The organism is Ketobacter sp. MCCC 1A13808 (assembly GCF_009746715.1).
Taxonomy (GTDB): Bacteria; Pseudomonadota; Gammaproteobacteria; order Pseudomonadales; family Ketobacteraceae; genus Ketobacter.
Genome location: NZ_VRKW01000008.1, coordinates 41,827 through 62,513 on the forward strand (window position 1 = coordinate 41,827; position 20,687 = coordinate 62,513).

Sequence of the window (20,687 nt, forward strand, 5' to 3'; positions counted from 1 at the left end):
TCGGGTCGGTCTAATAGGATTTAGGCAATCCCAGGGCTTTTTCCGCAAGAAAATTCAATATCATATGCGGACTTACGGGTGCAGTACGGGGGATCAAGACTTCTCTTAAATAGCGTTCTACGTGGTATTCCTGCGCATACCCCATTCCACCCAGAGTCGACATGGCGGTGTGGCACGCTTCAAATCCCGCCTCCGCGGCCAGGTATTTTCCCGCGTTGGCTTCCAATCCGCAGTCCAATCCCTTATCAAAAAGCGTTGCCGCTTTCAGGACCATTAGATTAGCCGCTTCAAGTTGCGCCCAGCATTTCGCCAGTGGATGCTGAATACCTTGGTTCATTCCGATCGGGCGATCAAACACGATACGCTCGTTAGCATAACGGGCGGCCTTCTGGATGGCCACACGACCCAAACCAATAGCTTCTGCTCCCAGCAACACACGCTCGGGATTAAGACCATGCAATATGATTTTAAAACCGTCGCCTTCCTTGCCGATACGGTCTTCCTCGGGAATCCAGAGATCGTTGATAAACACCATATTGGAATCGACAGCATGTCGCCCCATCTTATGAATGGTGCGGATCTCCATTTTCGACGGGTCCATATCCGTGAAAAAAAGCGACAACCCGTCTGTTTTACGTTTTACCTCGTCCAGCGGCGTAGTGCGTGCCAGCAACATCATTTTTTTGGCTACTTTGGCGACGGAGATCCATATTTTCTCACCGTTTATCAAATAACCCCCGTCCCGCTTCTCCGCGCGTGTTTTCAGTTTGGTCGTATCAAGCCCTGTATTGGGTTCTGTGACCGCAAAGCATATAAGATCGCTGCCGTCGATAACCGGTGGAATCATACGTTGCTTTTGATCTTCAGTACCAAACAGCTCAACCGGTTTCATGGTAAAAACCGGGCCATGAATACTGGACGCTGCTGTCATGCCGCCACCGGATTCGGCGACCGCCTGCATCATCAAAGCGGCCTCGGTGATACCCAGACCCGCGCCACCTAGCGACTCGGGCATTGCTATGCCTAACCAGCCAGACTGCGCCATGGATTGGTGAAAATCATGGGGAAACAGACCGTCCTGGTCTTTGCCAAGCCAATAATCATCATTAAACCGGGAACAGTGTTTTAGCACGGTATCGCGAATATTTTGCTGGTCATCTGTTAAAGAAAAATCCACAGATTTCACCTCTGTTAACTTAGTTTTCCATGGGTCTGAAGTCGGATTCAGAACCTCGTTTCAATTCGAGTTGAACCGGTGCTAAGCACCATTGGCCGGCGTGGCGACGGCTTCGCCTGCCAGACCGAGCTCTTCCAATATCGCCTGCGTATCTTCCCCCACCAGCGGGGCAGGGCCGGCGACTTTGCCCGGAGTCTTCGAAAACCCGGTTGGTACGCCAGGAAACCTCAAGTCACCGTAGGAGGATTCAACTGTTTGAAAGAAGCCTACTTCTTGCAAGTGTCGGTTATCGAACAACTCATCTGGCGTGCGTAACGGGGCAGCCGGAATACCCAGTTTACGCAATAAGGTAAGCCACTCTTCCGTTGTACGTTCTTCAAATGTTTCACCCAGCAGACCATAGATGGTATTGATTTGCTTTGCCCGCTGCGCAAGCGTCGCAAAATCCTCACTGGCCCAATGCGGTTTGACCGCATCCATAAACAGTGACCATTGCTTGTCGTTATACACCAGTGCTGAAATGTAGCTGTCTTTTGTTTTGTAGGGTCGTCGGTTAGGGGCGACCGCTCTGTGATAGTTTGCCGGTCCGATCGGTGGTGTGAATAGCATTCCATTAGCGTGCTCGACGAGCATAAAGGATGCCATGGCTTCAAACATTCCGATTTCAACTTCCTGACCCTCGCCAGTACGCTCGCGATGGAACAACGCCATGGTGGTAGCGTAAAGGGCGGTCATGCCGGCAATCTTATCCGCCATAATGGTGCCCACATAGCTGACTTCGCCGGTTAACATTTGCTGCACGACGGGCAGGCCGCATTCTGCTTGAATCGTATCGTCATAAGCAGGCAAGTCTGCATCAGAACCACGACGTCCATAACCATAGCAATTTGTATAAATAATTGAAGGATTCAGCGCGGCCACTTCTTCATAGCTGAACCCGAGTTTATTAATGGCTTTTGCACGCATTGAATGGATGAAAACATCTGCGGTTTTAACCAGTTCACGCAGTACATTAACATCCGACTTAGATTTCAAGTCCAGCACGATACTGCGTTTGCCACGATTAACGTTAACAAACACGCCACCCATTGCCGGCACCGGGCCCGGAGAAATAAACCGGGTACCATCACCACCGGGAGGCTCGATTTTAATTACCTCTGCACCCATATCAGCCAACAGCTGGGTACAATAGGGACCCATCACCATGGCTGTTATGTCAACGACTCGAATTCCGGCTAGCGGGCCAGTATGTCGTTTGCCATTATTTTCATTATTGGTTTCAGTCTGCGTATCAAATTTATTATCGTGCATAGTCGTTACTTATTGGCCGAGTTAATAGAATGCTGAATTATTTTTTATTATCGCCAAGGGGTTTCGGGCTGCCTGTCCCCATGTACTGCGCAAGGTTACGATGTAAATTTGCAGTACTGCGTTCCATATAGGGGTTGGGTTTGGTGCCGCTGAATCCCATCGACTTCATACCTTGCTGCACCGCAGCCATATTGGAAAAATCCTGGGACAAAACATAACACCAGGCTTCTTCTGTCGGCGGCGAGAACTCCCATTCAGTTTGCGGCTCTTCACCTGGTGGAAATAACTCGTAAACTGCAGCTTCAAAAATGCATTTATCAGGGTCGTAACCATGGGGGCGAGCGCTGTAACACAGTGCGTTATTAACGGAGTGCCCGATCTGAAAATTGGGGAATATCTGCCAGGCGGTGCCGCTTTTAGCGACGTGGGCCGGATCCACTGTAGGCCAGATTACACCCCGTGCTTCATCATCTTTTCGTGCAGATTCAATCCAATGTTTAAGCACTTGGTCGGCAGGCGTGCCTTCTGGAAGTTCTTCAGCCAGACGGTTAGCCGCATCGACTAGTGTCTGGGTCGTATTGGTATTGGCTTTTTCCCAGGTATAGGTCTGCATTTCGGCCGTGGAAACACGGGGATCGTCGTTTTCACTGACCCTTAGCTTGGCTGATTGGTTCTCATCCATATCTTTAGGACGCTCATAACCAATGTTGCTGTGCTTACCGTGGGTTTTTGCCCAGCCACGAAAGGCACCGTATTTATTGAACTCGGGGTGTGTGGTCTGCACATGGTAAGTTTCATTAAACGCTTCCATTGCCACTTTCCAGTTGCAATCGAAAACACCCCATTTACGCCAGCGAAAGCGCATGTTTTGCAGTTCAAACGGGTCCAGCATGCTGGTGACCGGGTCCAGGTAGTCCTGAAGCGGCTCACAGTCAGAATCGAGATTAATCCAGATCCAGCCACCCCATGTGTCCACTTTCACTGGCGTAAGGCTGGTGCATTGCTTGTCGAGCACGCCTTGCCAGTCATCCTGGTGAGGTATGTGGGTGTTTTCGCCCCTGGTATTGAAACGCCAACCGTGATAGCCACAGAAAAACTGACTGCGCTGGCCTTTTGCGTTGCGGGCGCCAGGAGGAACGTCTATTAAGCGGCGGCCTCGATGGGGACACGCATTATGATAGGCGCGAATGCCTTCATCGGTCATGACGATGATGACAGAATCGTCCAACACTTCGTAGGTGATAAAGTTGCCGGGTTCCGGGACTTCTTCAACCCTTCCTGCCTGCAGCCAGACCTTACGCCAGAGCTTGTCGCGCTCATCGCGGGCGTAAGATTCTGAAACATAGGCTTCTACCGGTATGGTGACCGGCTCAGAAAGGACTTCCTTGATGTTTGTTATTTTATTCGTCATCGTCATCTCCAACCCACTATTGGTAGCGCTGGACGCCAATCCTGCGCGTATTCGGAAAGCGGATACTGATGGTTTCTGTGAATTTTAATATGTCCGGACATAAATAATGACAGAAACCCAATATCAAGGCTAGTTTTTACTAGATTATTTAACAATTGACTTATATGTACGGACAAATATAACATGCTGACAAATGGACTGAAAAGTTAATTATGGTTAAAAAAATTTCTTCATCCGAGACGAAACCCCTTAAATCTGCAAATTCCTCGCGGCCCCTTTACATGCAGGCAGCGCTTGAATTGAAAGAGGAAATTGTCAATGGCGTATATCCCGTCGGAGCATTAATCCCGACAGAGGATGAGTTGTGCAAGCGATTTTCCGTTAGCCGCTATACGGTGCGTGAAGCACTCAGGGTATTGCGAGAAGAGGGCTTGGTGTCGTCGCGACGCGGAGCGGGCACCATCGTTGAACCCTCTCGCTCCAGAGACACTGACATTCATAAAGTGATGTCCATCAACGATCTGCTGGCGTTCGGTACTGATACCCGGTATGCCATTGACTCCATCAAGATGATTACACTCGATCACAAACTGGCAGACAAAACCGGATTGCCGGAAGGGGAGGAGTGGTTGCAGGTGCTGGGTTTCCGTCGCACTGAAAACGAAGGGGTTCCGGTTGGTCAATCCGAGTATTACATCAATAGGGCGTTCGCGGCTGTCGGCAGGATATTGTTGCGTCATCAGGGCCCCATATTTCCTCTTATCGAAGATATGTTCGGCCAAAGTGTTTGCGAAGTTCACCAGCAAATTGCCGCCACTCTGATTTCCAAAGCATTGTCTGCCGAGCTAAACGTAAAAGAAAACTCCGCTGCCCTTGAGATCCGGCGTAGCTACAAAATTCCCGACGGTCGCATTCTTCAGGTCACGGTCAATACGCATCCTGCCTCCCGCTATCGTCACTCCATGACCTTGCAACGATTCAGGTCCTGAGGTGGTAGATAGATTACCGATTGCGGAACACACAGCGATTAACATCATTACTAACAAAAATCAAAGAAGCCGATATTATGACGCAGCAACTCTGGGCTCCATCAGCACAACGAATTGAGAACACTTTGCTTACCCGCTTCATGAACAGCGTGGGGTCGCAACAGCAAACAACGTTCAACGATTACGATGAACTGTGGCAATGGTCCGTTGACGAACCGGAAGCCTTCTGGCGTGCTTTATGGTCCTTTTGTGATGTGACCGGAAACTGCGCCGGGGATGTGCTGCGCAATAAGAACGATTTGTTTAACTGCCAGTTTTTTCCGGATTCGGAACTGAACTACGCTGAAAATTTATTGCAGGGAGTGCAAAGTGATCCGGTAATTATCTTTCGTCATGAAAGTGGAACGCGTCGGGAGATAACCCGCCAGCAATTGTGTGCTCAGGTTTCCCTTTTACAACAGGCACTGAAAGAACTGGGAGTAGAGCCAGGTGATCGTGTTGCTGGCTATCTGCCGAATATCGCAGAAACCGTGGTAGCGATGCTGGCAACCACTTCCCTGGGCGCAGTCTGGTCGTCCTGTTCGCCGGATTTTGGAATTAACGGACTCAAAGATCGATTTGGACAGATAGAGCCCAAGATCTTGTTTACTACGGACGGATACACTTATAACGGCAAGCAGTTTAATTCGTTACCGGCAATGGCAGAATTGAGCGAGGTATTGTCCAGCGTCAGAAAGACGGTGGTTATTCCCTTTAACAGTGAAAACCCTGCAATCGACAGCTTGGGAACCAAGGGCATACTATTAGCCGATTTGTGCTCGGCCTACAAGGCACAGCCATTAGAGTTTACTGCTGTCAATTTTCGTGATCCGTTGTTTATACTTTTTTCTTCGGGAACAACGGGCTTACCAAAATGCTTTGTGCACTCCGTGGGTGGAACGCTCCTGCATCACCTTAAAGAGCATCAATTGCAATGTGATATCAAGCCACAGGATCGATTGCTTTATTTCACCACCTGCGGATGGGCTATGTGGAACTGGCAAGTGAGTGCACTGGCCTCCGGAGCTACGCTGGTTTTGTACGAAGGATCTCCTTTTTTCCCGGATGCCTATTGCCTGCCTGATATTGTGGCCGCCGAGCAAGTAACCCATTTCGGGACTTCAGCCAAATATATCGACTCCTGTGCCAAACAACACATCAAACCGAATGAAAGCCGGGATTTTTCCGCCTTACGAACCGTTTTTTCAACCGGTTCCCCTTTGTCCGCCGACGGGTTTCGTTATATCTATGACGCCTGGAAAGAGGAGGTGTGTCTTTCCTCCATATCCGGCGGCACTGACGTCATAGGTTGTTTCGTCGGTGGTAATCCGATTGGCCCGGTATACGCGGGACAGTGTCAGAAGCGACATCTGGGAATGGATTGCCGGGTATTTGATAGTGATGGCAATTCTCTTATCGGCGAACCTGGCGAATTGGTTTGCCTGTCCCCCCATCCAGCCATGCCACTTGGATTCCTTAACGACCCAGACAGGCAGCGGTATTTTAACGAGTATTTTGCCAAGTTTGAAAATACCTGGTGTCATAGCGATTGGGTTGAGTTAACCCCCGAAGGCGGCATGATATTTTATGGCCGTTCGGATGCTACTCTGAATCCAGGCGGTGTACGGATAGGAACCGCTGAGATCTACAGGCAAATGGAAAACATCAACGAGATATTCGATTCTGTCGTGATAGGCCAGAATTGGGACAACGATGTCCGTGTGGTTTTATTTGTTAAATTAAAGGAAGGGTTTGAGCTATCAGAGGAGTTGGTCAAACGTATTAAAAACGAAATCCGACAAAATGCGACGCCACGCCACGTGCCTGCAAAAATCATCGCCGTACCGGATATTCCCCGAACCCACTCAGGAAAAATTACAGAGCTTGCTGTCCGAGATGTAGTTCATGGAAGGCCGGTCAAAAATGTAGAATCCCTGGCAAACCCTGAATCATTGCGCTTTTATCAGAATTTGGCAGATTTAGAGGTCTAAATGAACCTAAAACGGGTCCATCCACAGCTGCGTAAGACCTATAAGCGAATACCTACACTGCCATTCCATAATACGGCTGTACTTGGGTTAGCGAAATTTTGCTCGCGCTTCCTCCAGCCCAGGGCGAAATCAAAATACGGCGTCCTTCTTTCCAGACACAGGCTGAGTAACTCCAATATACGAGTATACCGGCCCGAAGGGGAGTGTTCCGGTGCCGGCCTTTTGTGGATACACGGTGGTGGATATATTTTTGGTGCCGCCGGCTTTAATGATAAAGAATGTGCACGTTATGCAAGAGAATTGAAACTTGTAGTGGTTTCGGTGGATTACCGACTGGCATCCGAATTTCCATTCCCCTGTGCATTGGACGACTGCTACGAAGCCTGGCAATGGTTTCTTGAGCAATGCACACAACTGGGTGTTTCTCCGCACCGGATCGTGGTATCCGGACAAAGCGCAGGTGGCGGTCTGGCTGCTGGACTCGTACAACGAATCGCTGATCAAAGCGGTATACAGCCAGCAGGGCAGGCCTTATTTTGTCCGATGCTGGATGACCGGACTGCCTCTCTTAAAGAACTTGATAAAGTCCAACACCTGGGGTGGAACAGCAAAAGTAACCGACGCGGCTGGTCGGATTATTTAGGACTGGCGCCCGGATCACCTACGGTGCCTCCCTACGCATCACCGGCCCGAAGAGAAAATTTAAGCGGGTTGCCTCCCGCCTGGATTGGAGTAGGCGACATCGATCTTTTCTACCAGGAAGATTGCGATTATGCTGGCAGCCTTACCAAAGCCGGGGTAGCCTGCGATCTGAAAATCGTGCCCGGGGCGCCCCATGGTTTCGAAACCGTTGCGCCCGATGTACCGATTACCCGCGAATTTTATGACTCCCACGATCAGTTTTTGCGAAAAGCACTGCAGTTAACTCAACCCTCAAAAGAAAGGGAATTATCCGCATGATTGACAAACCGGTGTTAGTGGCAGGTGCTAGCGGCTTTGTGGGCAGTCACACGGCGCGGGCTCTTGTGGCAAAAGGGCGAAACGTCAGAGTTCTGCTGCGCAAATCCAGCGATCAACGGGCCCTGGAAAACTTACCGGTTCAGATTGTTTACGGTGATGTGCTTGACGCGACGTCTTTGCAAGCAGCCATGAAAGGATGTAGCAGCGTGTTTTACAGCGTCGTTGATCCCCGTTTTTGGCTAACGGATCCCGCACCTATTTACCGCAATAACGTTGATGGCTTGGTAAATGCGATGGACGCGGCGTTATCCTGCGGTATCGAGCATTTTATTTTTACCAGTACCATGGGTACCCTGGGCATTAATCCGGATGGCCCCGTGACCGAGGACATCGAATTCAATTGGCATGATCAGGCCTCGGCTTACATCCTTGCGCGTTTGAAAGCGGAGCAGGTCTTTCTACAATACTGCAAAGAGAAAGGTTTGCCGGGAGTCGCTTTGTGCGTGGCTAATACCTACGGGCCGCAAGATTACCAACCCACACCTCATGGTAAAATGTTGTGGGATGTCGCCCGTGGAAAAGTACGTGTTGCATTGGATGCGGGTGCACCCACTGTCGATATTCGCGATGTTGCAGATGCCGCTCTATTGGCTGAGCAGTATGGACGGATTGGAGAGCGTTATATTATTGCCAATGAATTTATCAGTAATCGCGATTTTTATAACATGGCGGCCAAGCAGGGTGGGCACAAACCGGTGCGGATGATCCCGCAATCAGTGGCTTTCGGGATTGCCTGGATAGGGGAGCGAGTACTGAAACTCTTGCGACAAAAAGATTTTCTGCTGAGCACCGACGCCGTCTTTCTCTCAAATGTCTTCCAGGAAATGGACAACGGAAAAGCGCGGAGAGAATTGCATTGGCAGCCCAGGCCGGTGCGGGAAACAATCAGTGATGCAGTGGCCTGGTATACCGAAGAAGAGAATAGATAATACCGTCAACCCTGGTAATCGCCAGGGTTAATATAGCTTTGTTCTGCCGCAACATGGTTAGAACCCTGCGCGGCAGAACAATAACGGGATTTTTACAGTGTGTTCGCCAGTCGGCTCTGAATGATTTCTCGGGCTTCGCTGATAATCCGCTCCATCAAAACCGCCACAGTCGGTATGTCATTAATCAGGCCCTGTACCTGTCCCGCCCAAATCAAGCCTGCATCCAAATCTCCCGTTTCCAGTGCCGTTCTACCATCAGCGCCTTTTACCAGGTGATGAATGTTTTCGAATTTGGCTTCCGGATCTTTCAGGATTTCCACTACCTGATCGGATACGCTGTTTTTACTGACCCGACCGGTATTTCGCAGTGACCGGAAGATCAGGTTCGTGTCACGCTCATCATGATCCACCAGTAATTGCTTAACACGATCATGAATGGGCGCTTCGACCGTTGCACAAAATCGAGTACCCATGTTGATACCATCAGCACCTAGCGCTAATGCGGCAACCAGACCTCGGCCATCTCCGAATCCGCCGGACGCCAGCATGGGAATTTTAACTTTGTTGGCCGCCGCCGGAATCAGGATCAAACCCGGAATATCATCTTCGCCGGGATGTCCTGCACATTCAAAACCATCAATAGAGATAGCATCGACTCCCATGCGCTCTGCGGATAGCGCGTGACGAACGGCCGTGCATTTGTGAATAACCTTAATACCGTTGGCCTTAAAATCCTCTACATGTTCACGCGGGTTATGGCCTGCGGTTTCAACGAATTTGATACCACTGTCAATAATGGCTTTGCGGTATTCTGCATAGGGTGGCGGTGTCACCGAAGGCAAAATGGTAAGGTTTACGCCAAAGGGTTTGTCCGTCAGGGTACGGCAACGATCAATTTCCCTGCGCAGCTCATCGGGGGAGGGTTGGGTGAGTGCCGTAAGTATGCCAAGCCCGCCGGCATTGGACACGGCGGCGGCCAGTTCAGCCCGGCCTACCCACATCATGCCACCTTGCACGATGGGGTATTCGATTCCCAGTAATTCAGTAATACGTGTCTTTAATTTCATAACTTACACTTCCCGGTTGAATTTTTATTAGCGCGGCGGCATACGAATAGCGCCATCCAGACGGATGACTTCGCCGTTCAGCATCGGGTTGGAAATAATGCTGTGCACCATCAAGGCATATTCTGAAGGCTGTCCCAAACGGCTGGGGAAGGGTACCTGTTGGCCCAACGCATCCTGCACGTTTTGCGGCATACCCGCCATCATGGGTGTATAAAATATGCCGGGAGCGATAGCCATAACCCGAATGCCGTGTTGTGCGAGATCTCGAGCAACCGGCAAGGTCAATCCTACTATACCGCCTTTAGATGCAGAATAGGCTGCTTGTCCCATCTGGCCTTCGAATGCTGCCACACTGGCAGTATTCACTATCACTCCGCGTTCCTCACCGATGGGCTCCGCTGTCGATAACCGTGCAGCAAAGTGCGTTATCACCGTGAAGGTGCCGATCAAATTAATTTCGATGGTTTTTCGAAATTGACCTAGGGGATGAGGCTTGCTTTCCCTGCCTACGGTCTTGGCACCGGTTGCGATGCCAGCGCAATTCACCAGTATCCGCGCGACTCCGTTCTGCGATTCTGCAGTGGCAATGGCAGACTGCACATTGTCTTCGTCGGTTACATCGACTTTTAAAAAGGTTCCGCCAATTTTCTCAGCATGGGCCTGACCCGCTTCTTCGTTCATATCAAACAGTGTTACTTTCACACCGGCTTCTGCCAGCATTTCAGCAGTTGCCGCGCCGAGTCCGGATGCACCACCGGTGACGATGGCCGCTAATCCTGTTATGTCCTTCATTCCTAAGCCTCGTTCAATCGTTAATAAGTTCAACTGCCATGGCTGTGGCTTCGCCACCACCAAGACAGATACCGGCCACACCGCGTTTCAGTCCACGGTTTTTTAAAGCGGCCAATAGCGTGGCAACAATCCGCGCTCCGGAAGCGCCGATAGGGTGCCCCAAGGCGCACGCCCCGCCATTTACATTGATTTTATCGTGGGGGATGTTTAACTCTTTCATTGCGATCATGGCCACGACAGCGAATGCTTCGTTCACTTCGAATAAATCCACATCGTCGACGGACCAACCTGCCTGGTCCATGACCTTCTTCATTGCAGGTACCGGCGCGCTGGGGAAATCACCGGGTTCGTGGGCGTGGCATCCGGTTGCGACGATTTTTGCGCACACGTTCATGCCCAGCCGTTTAGCAACGCTGGCGCGAGTAAGCACCAGTGCCGCGGCACCATCCGAAATGGAAGATGAGTTGGCCGCAGTTACAGTGCCGTCTTTTGCGAACGCCGGTTTCAGCGACGGAATCTTCTCGGGTTTAGCTTTACCGGGCTGCTCGTCTTCAGCGATCAGTTGTGTTCCAGCCCGGGTGGTCACCTCAACCGGAACGATCTCATCTTTAAACAATCCCTCGGCGATGGCACGCTGAGCCCGGGCCAGGCCTTCAGTTGCGTAGGCATCCTGATCTGATCGGGTGAAGCCGAACTTACCTGCGTTATTCTCGGCGAATACACCCATCAACGTGCCTTCCTCATAGGCATCTTCGAGGCCGTCGAGAAACATGGAATCTTTCACTGTATCGTGACCGACCCGGCTTCCGGCGCGGTGTTTATGCATCAAGTAGGGTGCATTGGACATGGATTCCATGCCACCGGCGACGATAACGTCAGCGGTGCCTGCCAACAGTGTTTCTGTTGCCATTATGGCTGCCTGCATACCCGAGCCGCACATCTTGTTTACCGTGGTGGCCTGGACCGAACGTGGGAGATCAGCACGCAAAGCGGCCTGACGGGCCGGAGCCTGACCCAGACCCGCGGGCAGAACACACCCCATATAAATACGATCGACAACATCGCCGCTTATGCCCGCGCGCTCGACGGCGGCCCTAACAGCAGTTGCACCCAAATCGGTGGATTTTACCGAGGCAAAACTGCCCAGCAATCCGCCCATCGGTGTACGAGCGTAAGACGCTATTACCACAGGATCTGATGACATATATTGGACTCCTAGCTAACTCTTATTATTGAGTGAATTCGTGTAACAATTTGGTGTGTGCGTTTCCGGCTTCAGAGGGAGCGGGCGATCACCATACGTTGAATATCCGAAGTACCTTCATAGATTTGGCAAACTCGCACATCGCGATAGATTTTTGCCAAGCCAAACTCTTCCAGATAACCGTAGCCACCCAGGGTCTGGATCGCAGTTGAACAAACCGCTTCAGCCGTTTCCGATGCCACCAATTTTGCCATCGAGGCCTCTTTCAAACAGGGGGTACCGGTATCCTTGATGCTGGCCGCATGCAAAACCAATTGGCGTGCTGCTTCCAGTCGAGCAGCCATATCCGCCAAGCGGAAGCCAACGGCCTGATGTTCAATAATGGCTTTCCCCATAGACTGGCGGTCTTTGGCGTAAGCGACCGCAATTTCCAATGCGGCTTGAGCCATTCCGATTGATTGCGCCGCGATTCCGATACGCCCGAATTCCAGATTGGAGAGCGCCATACTGTAGCCTTGGCCTTCCTCGCCTAAACGCAGCTCGGGCTCCAACACCAGGTTCTCAAATCGCAATGCACAGGTGTCAGACGCACCCTGACCCAATTTGTGTTCCACTTTATCGACGATATAACCTTCTTTGTCGGTGGGAACCAGGAATCCGGTAATCCCTTTTTTGCCTGCCGAGGGATCGGTGACAGCAAAAACAATAGTTAAACCGGCAATCTTTCCGGAAGTAATAAATTGCTTACTGCCATTCAGAATATAGTCGTCGCCACGTTTTGTGGCCTTGGTACGGATTGCCGATGCATCGGACCCGGCATCGGTTTCCGTGAGGGCAAAAGCACCGACCATGCGCCCGCTAATCAGATCGGGCAAAAAACGCGATCGTTGTTCATCGTTCCCGTTCCGGAGCAGGGCGGACACAATCAAGCTGTTCTGTATAGAAAGAATGGTAGAAAGCGCACCGTCAGCCGCCCCGATTTCCATCAGCGCGAGAGCGTAGGAGACATAATCTGCGCCGGCACCGCCGAACTCTTCCGGTGCGGTCATTCCCATCAAACCTAATCCGGCAAGCTCCTCGAACAACTCGGGCGGATAGCCGCCATTGGCTTCGAAATTAACCGATTGGGGGCGAAGTTGATTTTGTGCAAAGTTGCGTACCGCATCCGCGATCGCCTGTTGAGTTTCTGTCAGGACCATAAGGGCTTATTCTCAATTTATGAATCTAAGTTCTTTCGGGCGTAAAATCTGCATGTAGAGGACAAATGCCAACATGTTGGTACAAATATTAATATTACTGCTATCATACAGAACAACATTGTTGTTTATTATGCCCGCGAATAGGTCTACAGTCTATTTGTCTTTGCACCTATCCTCGGATGCCGGGCGAGCATAGGCAAGTTCATTGTCTTTTAAATCAACTGGATAACAGCCGCGATCGACAGCATGTTACACTTGTAGACAAATTTTATTTCTACAACTTTCTTGAAATGAGACCCCCAAAATGTCCGAAGCAAAGCCCCGTGAACGCCGTAAAAGAGACCCGGAAGGAACTCGCACTGTTATCCTTGATGCAGCTCAGTCGATTTTGGCACAGGATGGTGCAGAAGCCCTGAGCGTGTCACGCGTTGCTAACCTGGCGGGCGTTAACCGGGGCACGGCCTACCAGCATTTTCTTGCTAAAGAGGATCTGATTCAGGCCACTATGGACCGAGTTAGTCACCAGCTGCTGGAAGCGGTATTCGAGGAATCCGACGAGGACGTCGGCAAAATTGATGACTCCCTGCAACCGGATCTGCAGCACCTTCCCGATGTTATTAAGCGTATGGCCGGATTTACCATGCGAATGGCGCTTTATACAGTGGATAACCCGGATATTAGCCGCATCTGGTTGTTTGATGTTTTATCTAAGAAAGATCCCCAGGAGGATGTATTCTATAAGCGTTTCCTGGAAGCGATCGAGAGGCTAGCGAACAGTGATGTTAGTGAACCTGACATCGACATAGAAGCCTTGGCGGTGTTAATGCTGTCAGGCTTTTTCTTATGGCCGGTGTGGGTAGATTCCCACGCTAAAACCAAGAAAGGGCGCAAACAAATGGCGGAACGTTTCGGAAACGAAGTTCTGCGCCTTACGTTGCACGGGTTCCTGGCGATTCAGGCTCGTGGGGTTCCCGAACTTGCCAGCGTTAAGCCGACAAAAAACCTTGCGTAAAATCCCTATTATTGACCAGATAATTTGTTTTTATTGTTCAGGACTTGGAGTTTTTTATGAGCGACGAGCGTTCTGCATGGGATCGCTATCCCGGCTACCGGGTTGACCTGCTGCCGTGTCATTCCACCGGCCGAATTGAGTATCAGGGGAACATCATCGCGCACAGCGACAGCTGCCTACTGGTGAAGGAATCTGAGCACGATACCCGACTATATTTTCCGGAGGCTGATGTAAATTGGGATTATTTCGAGCCAAGCACCCATCAGACTTTCTGTCCTTTTAAGGGTGAAGCCAGTTACTGGTCACTCCAGTCAAAGGACGAAGCTGCCCAAAATGTAGTTTGGACCTATCGGCAGCCACTCACTGAGGTGGAAGGTCTACGCGGTTATGTCTCTTTCGACACAGACAAGCTTAAAGTGGAATTAGTCCAGAATTGGAGTGGAGATGCAGACCATGCCGTTGTCACATCCTTCCCTGTCTGGGGGGATGCTGCCGATTTGCTGCACCTGCTTGACGTGACGCCGGTCACCGAACACCACTTTGTGAGTACGCCGTACCCGGACCCTCCGATCGGCACCTTTATTGAAGAATTGAAGGAACGGCGCCGGCGCAGTGTAATTGAAGGGGGGCATCAGCTTAGTCAGGCCATTGTTGCGGCTTCAAAGACCGTCCCCAGTCAGCGCGTTACCTCCGCATCAATGATATTCAGTAAAGCTGCCAGCTTCGATGAAACGCTTGATGTGCAAGTTGAGGTATTGCGGGGTGGCCGCAACTTTTCCACGCTTGAAGTCAAGACCGTACAAAACGAACAACTTCGTTCGGTTGGCTTGGTGTTGATGGATTCTTCCCCTGCGGACCGGATCAGAAACGTCATCAGCATGCCGGAAGTTCCGGGGCCTGAGGAATCAAAGCCTATGGATATGAAGGTGACGGGTCGTGAGATCCGCATTGTGGATGGTGCATATACTAATGACCTGGATCATATAGGACCACCGGAGCTGTACGCCTGGATTCGATTCCGGGATGCGCCGCAACACGCCTATCAACATACGGCGTTAATGACTCAAGCCACAACGCACTGGACTATCGCAGCGGCTTTACGTCCGCACCCCGGTCTCAGTCAGGCGCTGGCGCATGTCTCATTATCAACCGGTCCCTTAAAAACCGATATTTCATTTCATGATGATGTCGATGTCACACAGTGGATGTTGTATGTAAACGATGCCGTGTATTCCGGTCGCGGCCAAGCTCAGGGGCAGGGTAAAATATTTTCCTCCGACGGGCGCTTGCTGGCAACTTATGCCGTGCACACCATGATTCGGGATTTTAACCCGCAGGGCAATAAATCAGGACACAACGCAATGTAGTTGAGCGGGCAAATTGCGAGCCATTGGCAAAACCGGAGCGATGACACTATCGCTCCTTCAAAATCGTATCTGAATATCACCGTACACTGACCTGGGTAGCCCAATAAAATATCGGTCTCCCCCAAAACTACTGTAATCAGCCCGTTCCGCATAATATTGATTCGTCAGATTGGTCAACCGCAACCCAAAGCTGACATCGTTATTGATTTGTTGGCGTAATCTCAGATGCAATAAGTTGTGACCATCGTAACTGTGAAGGTTTTCGAGGTCGGTGTAATAGTCGCCCATGGATACCCATTCCAACTCGACACGGGTGTCTTGGGTCGGCCGCCAACCCAATTGCATTGATCCCATGTGATGAGGAGCGGAAACGATATCATTGCCATCGGTTTTCAGTAACGCACTGGAGCCGGGTGCAGTCACGTCATCGGTATATTCGTGACGTGCAAAGGTACCGCTCACATTGATGTCCCATTGTTCCGCTATTTTCCAAAACAACTGAAATTCCAGTCCGTAGTGCCGGGTTTCTCCGTTATCCAGGTTTAGGCGGTCTGAAGATTGAAAGATTACGTTATCCTTCGTCATATAGAAACTGGCCAGATCATAGTTGAATCCGCCAGCACGGCCTTTTAATCCCAGCTCTGCGCTGTTGATCTCTTCCGCATCCAGATCCGCGATTAATTGGCCTGCCTGCAATCGGTATAGCTCTGTTGCTTGCGGGGCACGGAAGCCGTGACTGAAATGCGCACGAGGGATGAACGTATCACTAAAGTGGTACACCAAGCCTGCATTGGTTGATAAATTATTAAATTGGTCGGTGCGATCTTCAGGGCGTGTGTAGCGACATCCGGTTGCTCCGCTTGACACGTTGACACAAGTATTGCCGTCTGCGTCGGTATCACCGCTGATCATGCGATTGTCGTAATCGTATTCCAGATTTTCAAAACGGCCGCCAAATGTTGCACTGAGACGCTCAGTCCATTGGTAGTCCATGGTCATGAACGTAGCGATAACCCGAGCTTTCACATCGTAGTCGTATTGCTTACCGGCGGGTATAGACCAGGAGAAATCCTCATCCTGGGTCTGCGTTAGGAAGGCGTCAGTAAACTCCAGGTCGACACCCTGAGACAGGACCAGCCGGGAACTGATTGGTGTGCGATAGGTGGTCTGAATCCCGATACTATTCTGCCCATTATGCTCCACCGGTTGACCGGGTAAGAAATGCATCAGAAACGCCATATCGGAATACCGCGCGTACGGTGTGATTATCAGTTCCGCCTCTTTCGCGAGCTCGCGTTCGAATCGGGTTTGCCAACGCAATGCCTGACTGTCCCTGTAGGCTTCTGGGTTGGGGTTCTGACGTCGAAGCGTTTTATCTTTATAGGCGTCTGTACCGACTACATAGCCAGCGGTTTCCTGATTCAGATTGTTGGCGCTGAACAGGGTGTAGCTGGACCATTGATCACCGGCGTAATCCAGGCGGGCCGTTAACTTTTGCTGATCGTACCCGGAGTCTTGCTGGTATCCACCGTCAGTAGATCCATTTACATTAACCCGAAAACCATAGCGTCCGTATTGCTCACTCGCGCTTGCCTTTATACGCCCGAATTCATTGGGACCGGCTTCGGCTGTCAACAAGGCTTCGGATTCTGCTGCCGGAGCAGGACTAATGACATTAATGACACCGTGCACCGCGTCTGAACTGTGCAGAGAAGTTCCGGGACCGCGCAGCACTTCAATTTGCTGCGCTTGCTCGGTATTCAGATCAAACAACTCATTCACATTGCAAAATCCGGTGGGGCGCACCGGAACGCCGTCTTCAGCGATATTAAATGCACCGCAGCTACCTGCACCGGTCAGCACCGGCGAACGAATGGCGGTGAGGTGTTCCTGACCATTACCACGGGTAATCCAAACACCAGCCATACGACTCGTCAGTTCGCTAATATGCGCAGCAGAAACTTGCTCGATCGCCTGCGTCGTTATCACGCTGAAGCTGTTGCTTAATGTGGATACTGGCTGCTCAATACGATTGGCCGTGACGGTAACTGATTCAAGCTGAGACCTATCGGCGGGAGTCGATTCTGTTGCGTAGGATTGTGGGGAGGTGCCGGCAACCAAAGCCAACGGCAGTGCTGCCGAGATAATCCCTAAACCGCTAAAACCCGATTTTTGGTAGCGTAATACTGAAGGAAATATGTTCATTATTTTTGTGAAGTATCGCTTATCGTTGTTGTGTTGAACTGCTTGGTGCGGCACTTCCTTGCGCAGAGAAATCCGATCTATTACAAACCGGATTTCGGTTCAGGCTTCTGTCCAAATACGGGCTTCCGCTTCTCCTGCAATGCTCTTACACCCTCTCGGTGATCAGCAGAATGCGCGCTGAGGCCTTCATAAGCCAATCCGGTATCCAATACATTATGCACGATTCGTTTTAATTCCTGATTGATCAACACTTTCGTCCAGCGAATGGCCTTGGTCGCTCCATTCAGCATACGGTCACAAAACGCAGAGACTTCTGCATCCAGGTTTTCAGCGGCCACGCAGTGATTGATCAGGCCGATTTCTTCCGCCTTGGCCGCAGTCAGCAAGTCCCCGGTCATAAGAAACTCTTTGGCGCGGCCAAAGCCGATGCGCTGTGGCCAGATCGCAGCCCCACCATCACCGGCAACCAACCCCAGCGCGACATGAGGGTCACCTATTTTGGCAGTATCGGCAGCAAAAATTACGTCGCACATCAATGCCAATGTAGCACCGAGGCCGACAGCGTGGCCATTCATACGGCATATTAGCGGCTTTTCCATATCCAGCATGGAAAAAACAATTTGCTTTGCCAAGCGGGCTTCGTATTCGAAATTTTCCGGGTTGGCTGCGTTACCTTCGATGTGTTCCAGGTCGCCGCCGGCTGAAAACGCTCGGCCTGCGCCGGTCAACACCACGACATCAGAATCCATATCCTGGGCAGCGTAGGTAAAGACATCAGCGAGTTCCTGCAACATTTCCAGATTAACCGCGTTCATCAATTCCGCGCGATTCATGGTTATTGTCAGTAGCCGTCCGTCACGGATGAGGCTCAGTTTATTGTATTGACGCACAGGTGCTTGGTCAGACATTGACGTGTTCCTTTTTATTCCCGCTCTCTTTAAAGCAGTGTTCAGCCACGGCTTGTGCCTGGCCACCACGCCCGTTCAACTCCGGCAGTAGCGCTTTCAGGCGATAAGTCCATAAATGTAACGGAAACTCCAATGTCATACCCATTGCGCCCATAAATTGATGCAAATCGTAAACGACTCGGGTCGCACTTTCCTGTGCATGCAGTGCGGCAACCGCTGCATCGCCTGCATCGCCGGTCCAGGCAGCTTTAATGGCCAGTAATCTCACACCGCGTGCGAGCACGGTGCATTCCGCCATGCGATGCTGTATTGCCTGAAAGCTCCCTAAAGGTCGCCCGAACTGTTTGCGCAATGTCAAATGCTCCGTGGCCGCATCCAATGCTGCCTGCAACAATCCCGCTGCTTCAGCAGCCAGGGCAATACGCAGCCATTTTCGTACATTTGCTGCTTCCCCTTCGGAAAGTGGCGTGTAAACAACGGATTTATTCAATCGTCCCATGGGATAGGCAAACAACGAGTCCACCGCTTCGACCGCGTCCGGGGTTGCGCTGACCACGCCCACCTTATCGCCATCCAGAATGATCAGCGTGGCAGCATCTGCCACAAAACGACCAGGCCGCCCGTTTTCCACCACAGCGAATGGTCGAGGCCAATCGCCATTTAACTGCGGGCCCACTAACATGGAAAGCGCAACTTCAGCGGTATAAGGTAAACGCGCCAGACGTTCCACCATCATGGCAGCTGATACAGGACCAAGCTCCGGAATTTCAGCGGCTTCGAAAAAACCACCTTGTTCTAGTTCAAGGTTTAGTTGTTTGTCTTCAAGTACAAAGCCGCGAAACTCAGTAGGGGAGGTGGCGTGTTTTGAAGCCAGCTTATCAAGCTCGCTATTAAGAGTGATCTGGTCAGAATTGAGGGCAAAATCCATCAGCGTGGCTCCCTGGGTAGCTGCAGTAATTGGGTTGCAACCAGATTAAGCTGAATTTCAGCAGCTCCGGACGCAATTCCGGCAACAATGCCGCGTTGGTGGTGAGCTAGCAATAATGGATCGCCACCCGCCAGCGTCTCCGGTAAATGCTCGACTACAAACTCCGCTACTGACCGTTCCGCATTGACCGTCGCTACCCGCGCAACACTGGCCTCGGGTCCGGCGGTGATGCCTTTCTGACGCTGATCGATAATTTCATAGCTAAAAAGGCGAGCCGCTTCACAGGCGGCCTGAGCGCGTGCGGCCTGATCCTCGGCCCCGCGGTGAAAACGATCCAATTGTTTGAGTTTGGCAACCGTTCGGTGCAGCACCCGGGATGCCAGGGCAAAGCGGGGAATACCCACTCGTTCCAACGATAACGCTTTGCGTACGATGTCCCAGGCCTGACCTTCTGCACCGAGCATTGCACTGGCAGGCACCATCACATTTTCAAAGAACACTTCATGAATATCGCCTTCCCCGATCAAACTGGGAATTTCGACTACATCAATGCCGGGTGTATCCATTGGTACCAGAAAGATCGAAATACCATTTTTGCCTGCTCCGGTTCGGGCTAACAAAAAACAGGTTTCAGCCTCACCGGCATAGGAGGTCCAAATCTTCTGGCCGTTAATACAAAATTGATCACCTTGCTTTTCTGCTTTTGTGCGCAATGAGGCCAGATCAGAGCCCGACTCCGGCTCTGAAAAACCCTGGCACCAGATTGTTTGACCTTGAGCCATCGGGGTAATATAGCGTTCTTGCTGTGCTTCAGAACCGAAACGCATCAAGGTTGGCCCAATCCAGTTTACATTCATATACTGGCCGCCACGGGGCTCACCTGCTGCCCACATTTCTTCCGCCAGAATAAATGCAGACCAGGCGTCAGCATCCCTTCCACCCCAACGCTCTGGCCAGTGAGGAACCAGCAAGCCGGCATCTGCCAACTGCCCACAAAATTGCCGTGAAAAGTCGCTCTGTGCTACCGAGCCCGGACCGTGGGCAATATTTTCCCAATTATCCGGTAAGTGGGTCGCCAGAAATTCGCGCACAGTAGCACGAAACTCTTTCTGTTCTTGATTCCAGTCAAATTCCATCG

Annotated in this window: 17 protein-coding genes; 6 read left to right on the forward strand and 11 right to left on the reverse strand. The window is 51.1% G+C overall.

Annotated elements, in window-relative coordinates; all coding sequences use genetic code 11:
• Nucleotides 1-10: 10 nt before the first annotated feature.
• The 3 genes from FT643_RS14960 to FT643_RS14970 all read right to left on the reverse strand — a co-directional run bounded on the left by FT643_RS14960 (nt 11) and on the right by FT643_RS14970 (nt 3,899).
• Nucleotides 11-1,177: an acyl-CoA dehydrogenase family protein gene (locus tag FT643_RS14960; RefSeq protein WP_198043577.1), complete on the reverse strand. Its 1,167-nt coding sequence runs from the start codon at nt 1,175-1,177 to the stop codon at nt 11-13.
• 81 nt (nt 1,178-1,258) lie between these two features.
• Nucleotides 1,259-2,488, reverse strand: a complete 1,230-nt coding sequence (locus FT643_RS14965) for a CaiB/BaiF CoA transferase family protein (RefSeq protein ID WP_156872225.1) — start codon at nt 2,486-2,488, stop codon at nt 1,259-1,261.
• A 37-nt stretch (nt 2,489-2,525) separates the two neighbouring features.
• Nucleotides 2,526-3,899 (reverse strand): aromatic ring-hydroxylating oxygenase subunit alpha, encoded by a 1,374-nt coding sequence (locus tag FT643_RS14970; protein ID WP_198043578.1) that lies wholly within the window; start codon nt 3,897-3,899, stop codon nt 2,526-2,528.
• 281 nt (nt 3,900-4,180) lie between these two features.
• Between FT643_RS14970 and FT643_RS14975 the strand changes: the two genes are divergently transcribed.
• The 4 genes from FT643_RS14975 (at nt 4,181) to FT643_RS14990 (ending at nt 8,867) form a co-directional block, all read left to right on the forward strand.
• Nucleotides 4,181-4,888, forward strand: a complete 708-nt coding sequence (locus FT643_RS14975) for a GntR family transcriptional regulator (RefSeq protein WP_198043579.1) — start codon at nt 4,181-4,183, stop codon at nt 4,886-4,888.
• Nucleotides 4,889-4,965: 77 nt separating this feature from the next.
• Nucleotides 4,966-6,918, forward strand: coding sequence for an acetoacetate--CoA ligase (locus tag FT643_RS14980; protein WP_156872228.1), 1,953 nt, complete (start codon nt 4,966-4,968; stop codon nt 6,916-6,918).
• The gene (locus tag FT643_RS14985; RefSeq protein WP_156872229.1) at nt 6,919-7,878 is read left to right on the forward strand and encodes an alpha/beta hydrolase; all 960 of its coding nucleotides are present in this window, start codon (nt 6,919-6,921) and stop codon (nt 7,876-7,878) included.
• The gene (locus FT643_RS14990; RefSeq protein WP_156872230.1) at nt 7,875-8,867 is read left to right on the forward strand and encodes an NAD-dependent epimerase/dehydratase family protein; all 993 of its coding nucleotides are present in this window, start codon (nt 7,875-7,877) and stop codon (nt 8,865-8,867) included. Before FT643_RS14985 ends, FT643_RS14990 begins: the two co-directional genes overlap by 4 nt.
• Before the next feature lie 92 nt (nt 8,868-8,959).
• Here FT643_RS14990 and FT643_RS14995 read toward each other — a convergent pair whose 3' ends face one another.
• The 4 genes from FT643_RS14995 to FT643_RS15010 form a co-directional block, all read right to left on the reverse strand.
• Entirely contained in the window at nt 8,960-9,934 is a 975-nt protein-coding gene (locus FT643_RS14995) for an NAD(P)H-dependent flavin oxidoreductase (protein WP_156872231.1), read from the reverse strand.
• 27 nt (nt 9,935-9,961) lie between these two features.
• Nucleotides 9,962-10,726 carry a 3-hydroxyacyl-CoA dehydrogenase gene (locus tag FT643_RS15000; protein WP_156872232.1) on the reverse strand — a complete coding sequence of 255 codons (765 nt, stop codon included), beginning with the start codon at nt 10,724-10,726 and terminating at the stop codon, nt 9,962-9,964.
• Between the two features lie 13 nt (nt 10,727-10,739).
• On the reverse strand, nt 10,740-11,930 hold the full coding sequence (locus tag FT643_RS15005; RefSeq protein ID WP_156872233.1) for an acetyl-CoA C-acyltransferase: 1,191 nt from the start codon (nt 11,928-11,930) through the stop codon (nt 10,740-10,742).
• A gap of 71 nt (nt 11,931-12,001) precedes the next feature.
• A complete protein-coding gene (locus FT643_RS15010; RefSeq protein ID WP_156872234.1) occupies nt 12,002-13,129 on the reverse strand; it encodes an acyl-CoA dehydrogenase family protein in 1,128 nt (375 codons plus the stop codon).
• Between the two features lie 304 nt (nt 13,130-13,433).
• Here FT643_RS15010 and FT643_RS15015 point away from each other — a divergent pair, with 304 nt between their 5' ends.
• Together FT643_RS15015 and FT643_RS15020 are read left to right on the forward strand one after the other, a co-directional pair.
• Nucleotides 13,434-14,141, forward strand: coding sequence for a TetR/AcrR family transcriptional regulator (locus FT643_RS15015; protein WP_156872235.1), 708 nt, complete (start codon nt 13,434-13,436; stop codon nt 14,139-14,141).
• Nucleotides 14,142-14,197: 56 nt separating this feature from the next.
• A complete protein-coding gene (locus FT643_RS15020; RefSeq protein WP_156872236.1) occupies nt 14,198-15,508 on the forward strand; it encodes a DUF427 domain-containing protein in 1,311 nt (436 codons plus the stop codon).
• Nucleotides 15,509-15,565: 57 nt separating this feature from the next.
• Here FT643_RS15020 and FT643_RS15025 read toward each other — a convergent pair whose 3' ends face one another.
• From FT643_RS15025 to FT643_RS15040, 4 genes are all read right to left on the reverse strand, one after another.
• Nucleotides 15,566-17,713, reverse strand: coding sequence for a TonB-dependent receptor (locus tag FT643_RS15025; protein WP_156872237.1), 2,148 nt, complete (start codon nt 17,711-17,713; stop codon nt 15,566-15,568).
• 80 nt (nt 17,714-17,793) lie between these two features.
• Nucleotides 17,794-18,621 carry an enoyl-CoA hydratase/isomerase family protein gene (locus FT643_RS15030; protein WP_156872238.1) on the reverse strand — a complete coding sequence of 276 codons (828 nt, stop codon included), beginning with the start codon at nt 18,619-18,621 and terminating at the stop codon, nt 17,794-17,796.
• Nucleotides 18,614-19,549 (reverse strand): acyl-CoA dehydrogenase family protein, encoded by a 936-nt coding sequence (locus FT643_RS15035; RefSeq protein ID WP_156872239.1) that lies wholly within the window; start codon nt 19,547-19,549, stop codon nt 18,614-18,616. Before FT643_RS15035 ends, FT643_RS15030 begins: the two co-directional genes overlap by 8 nt.
• A complete protein-coding gene (locus FT643_RS15040) occupies nt 19,549-20,685 on the reverse strand; it encodes an acyl-CoA dehydrogenase family protein (protein WP_156872240.1) in 1,137 nt (378 codons plus the stop codon). The genes FT643_RS15035 and FT643_RS15040 overlap by 1 nt, the downstream gene beginning before the upstream one ends.
• Nucleotides 20,686-20,687: the final 2 nt, after the last annotated feature.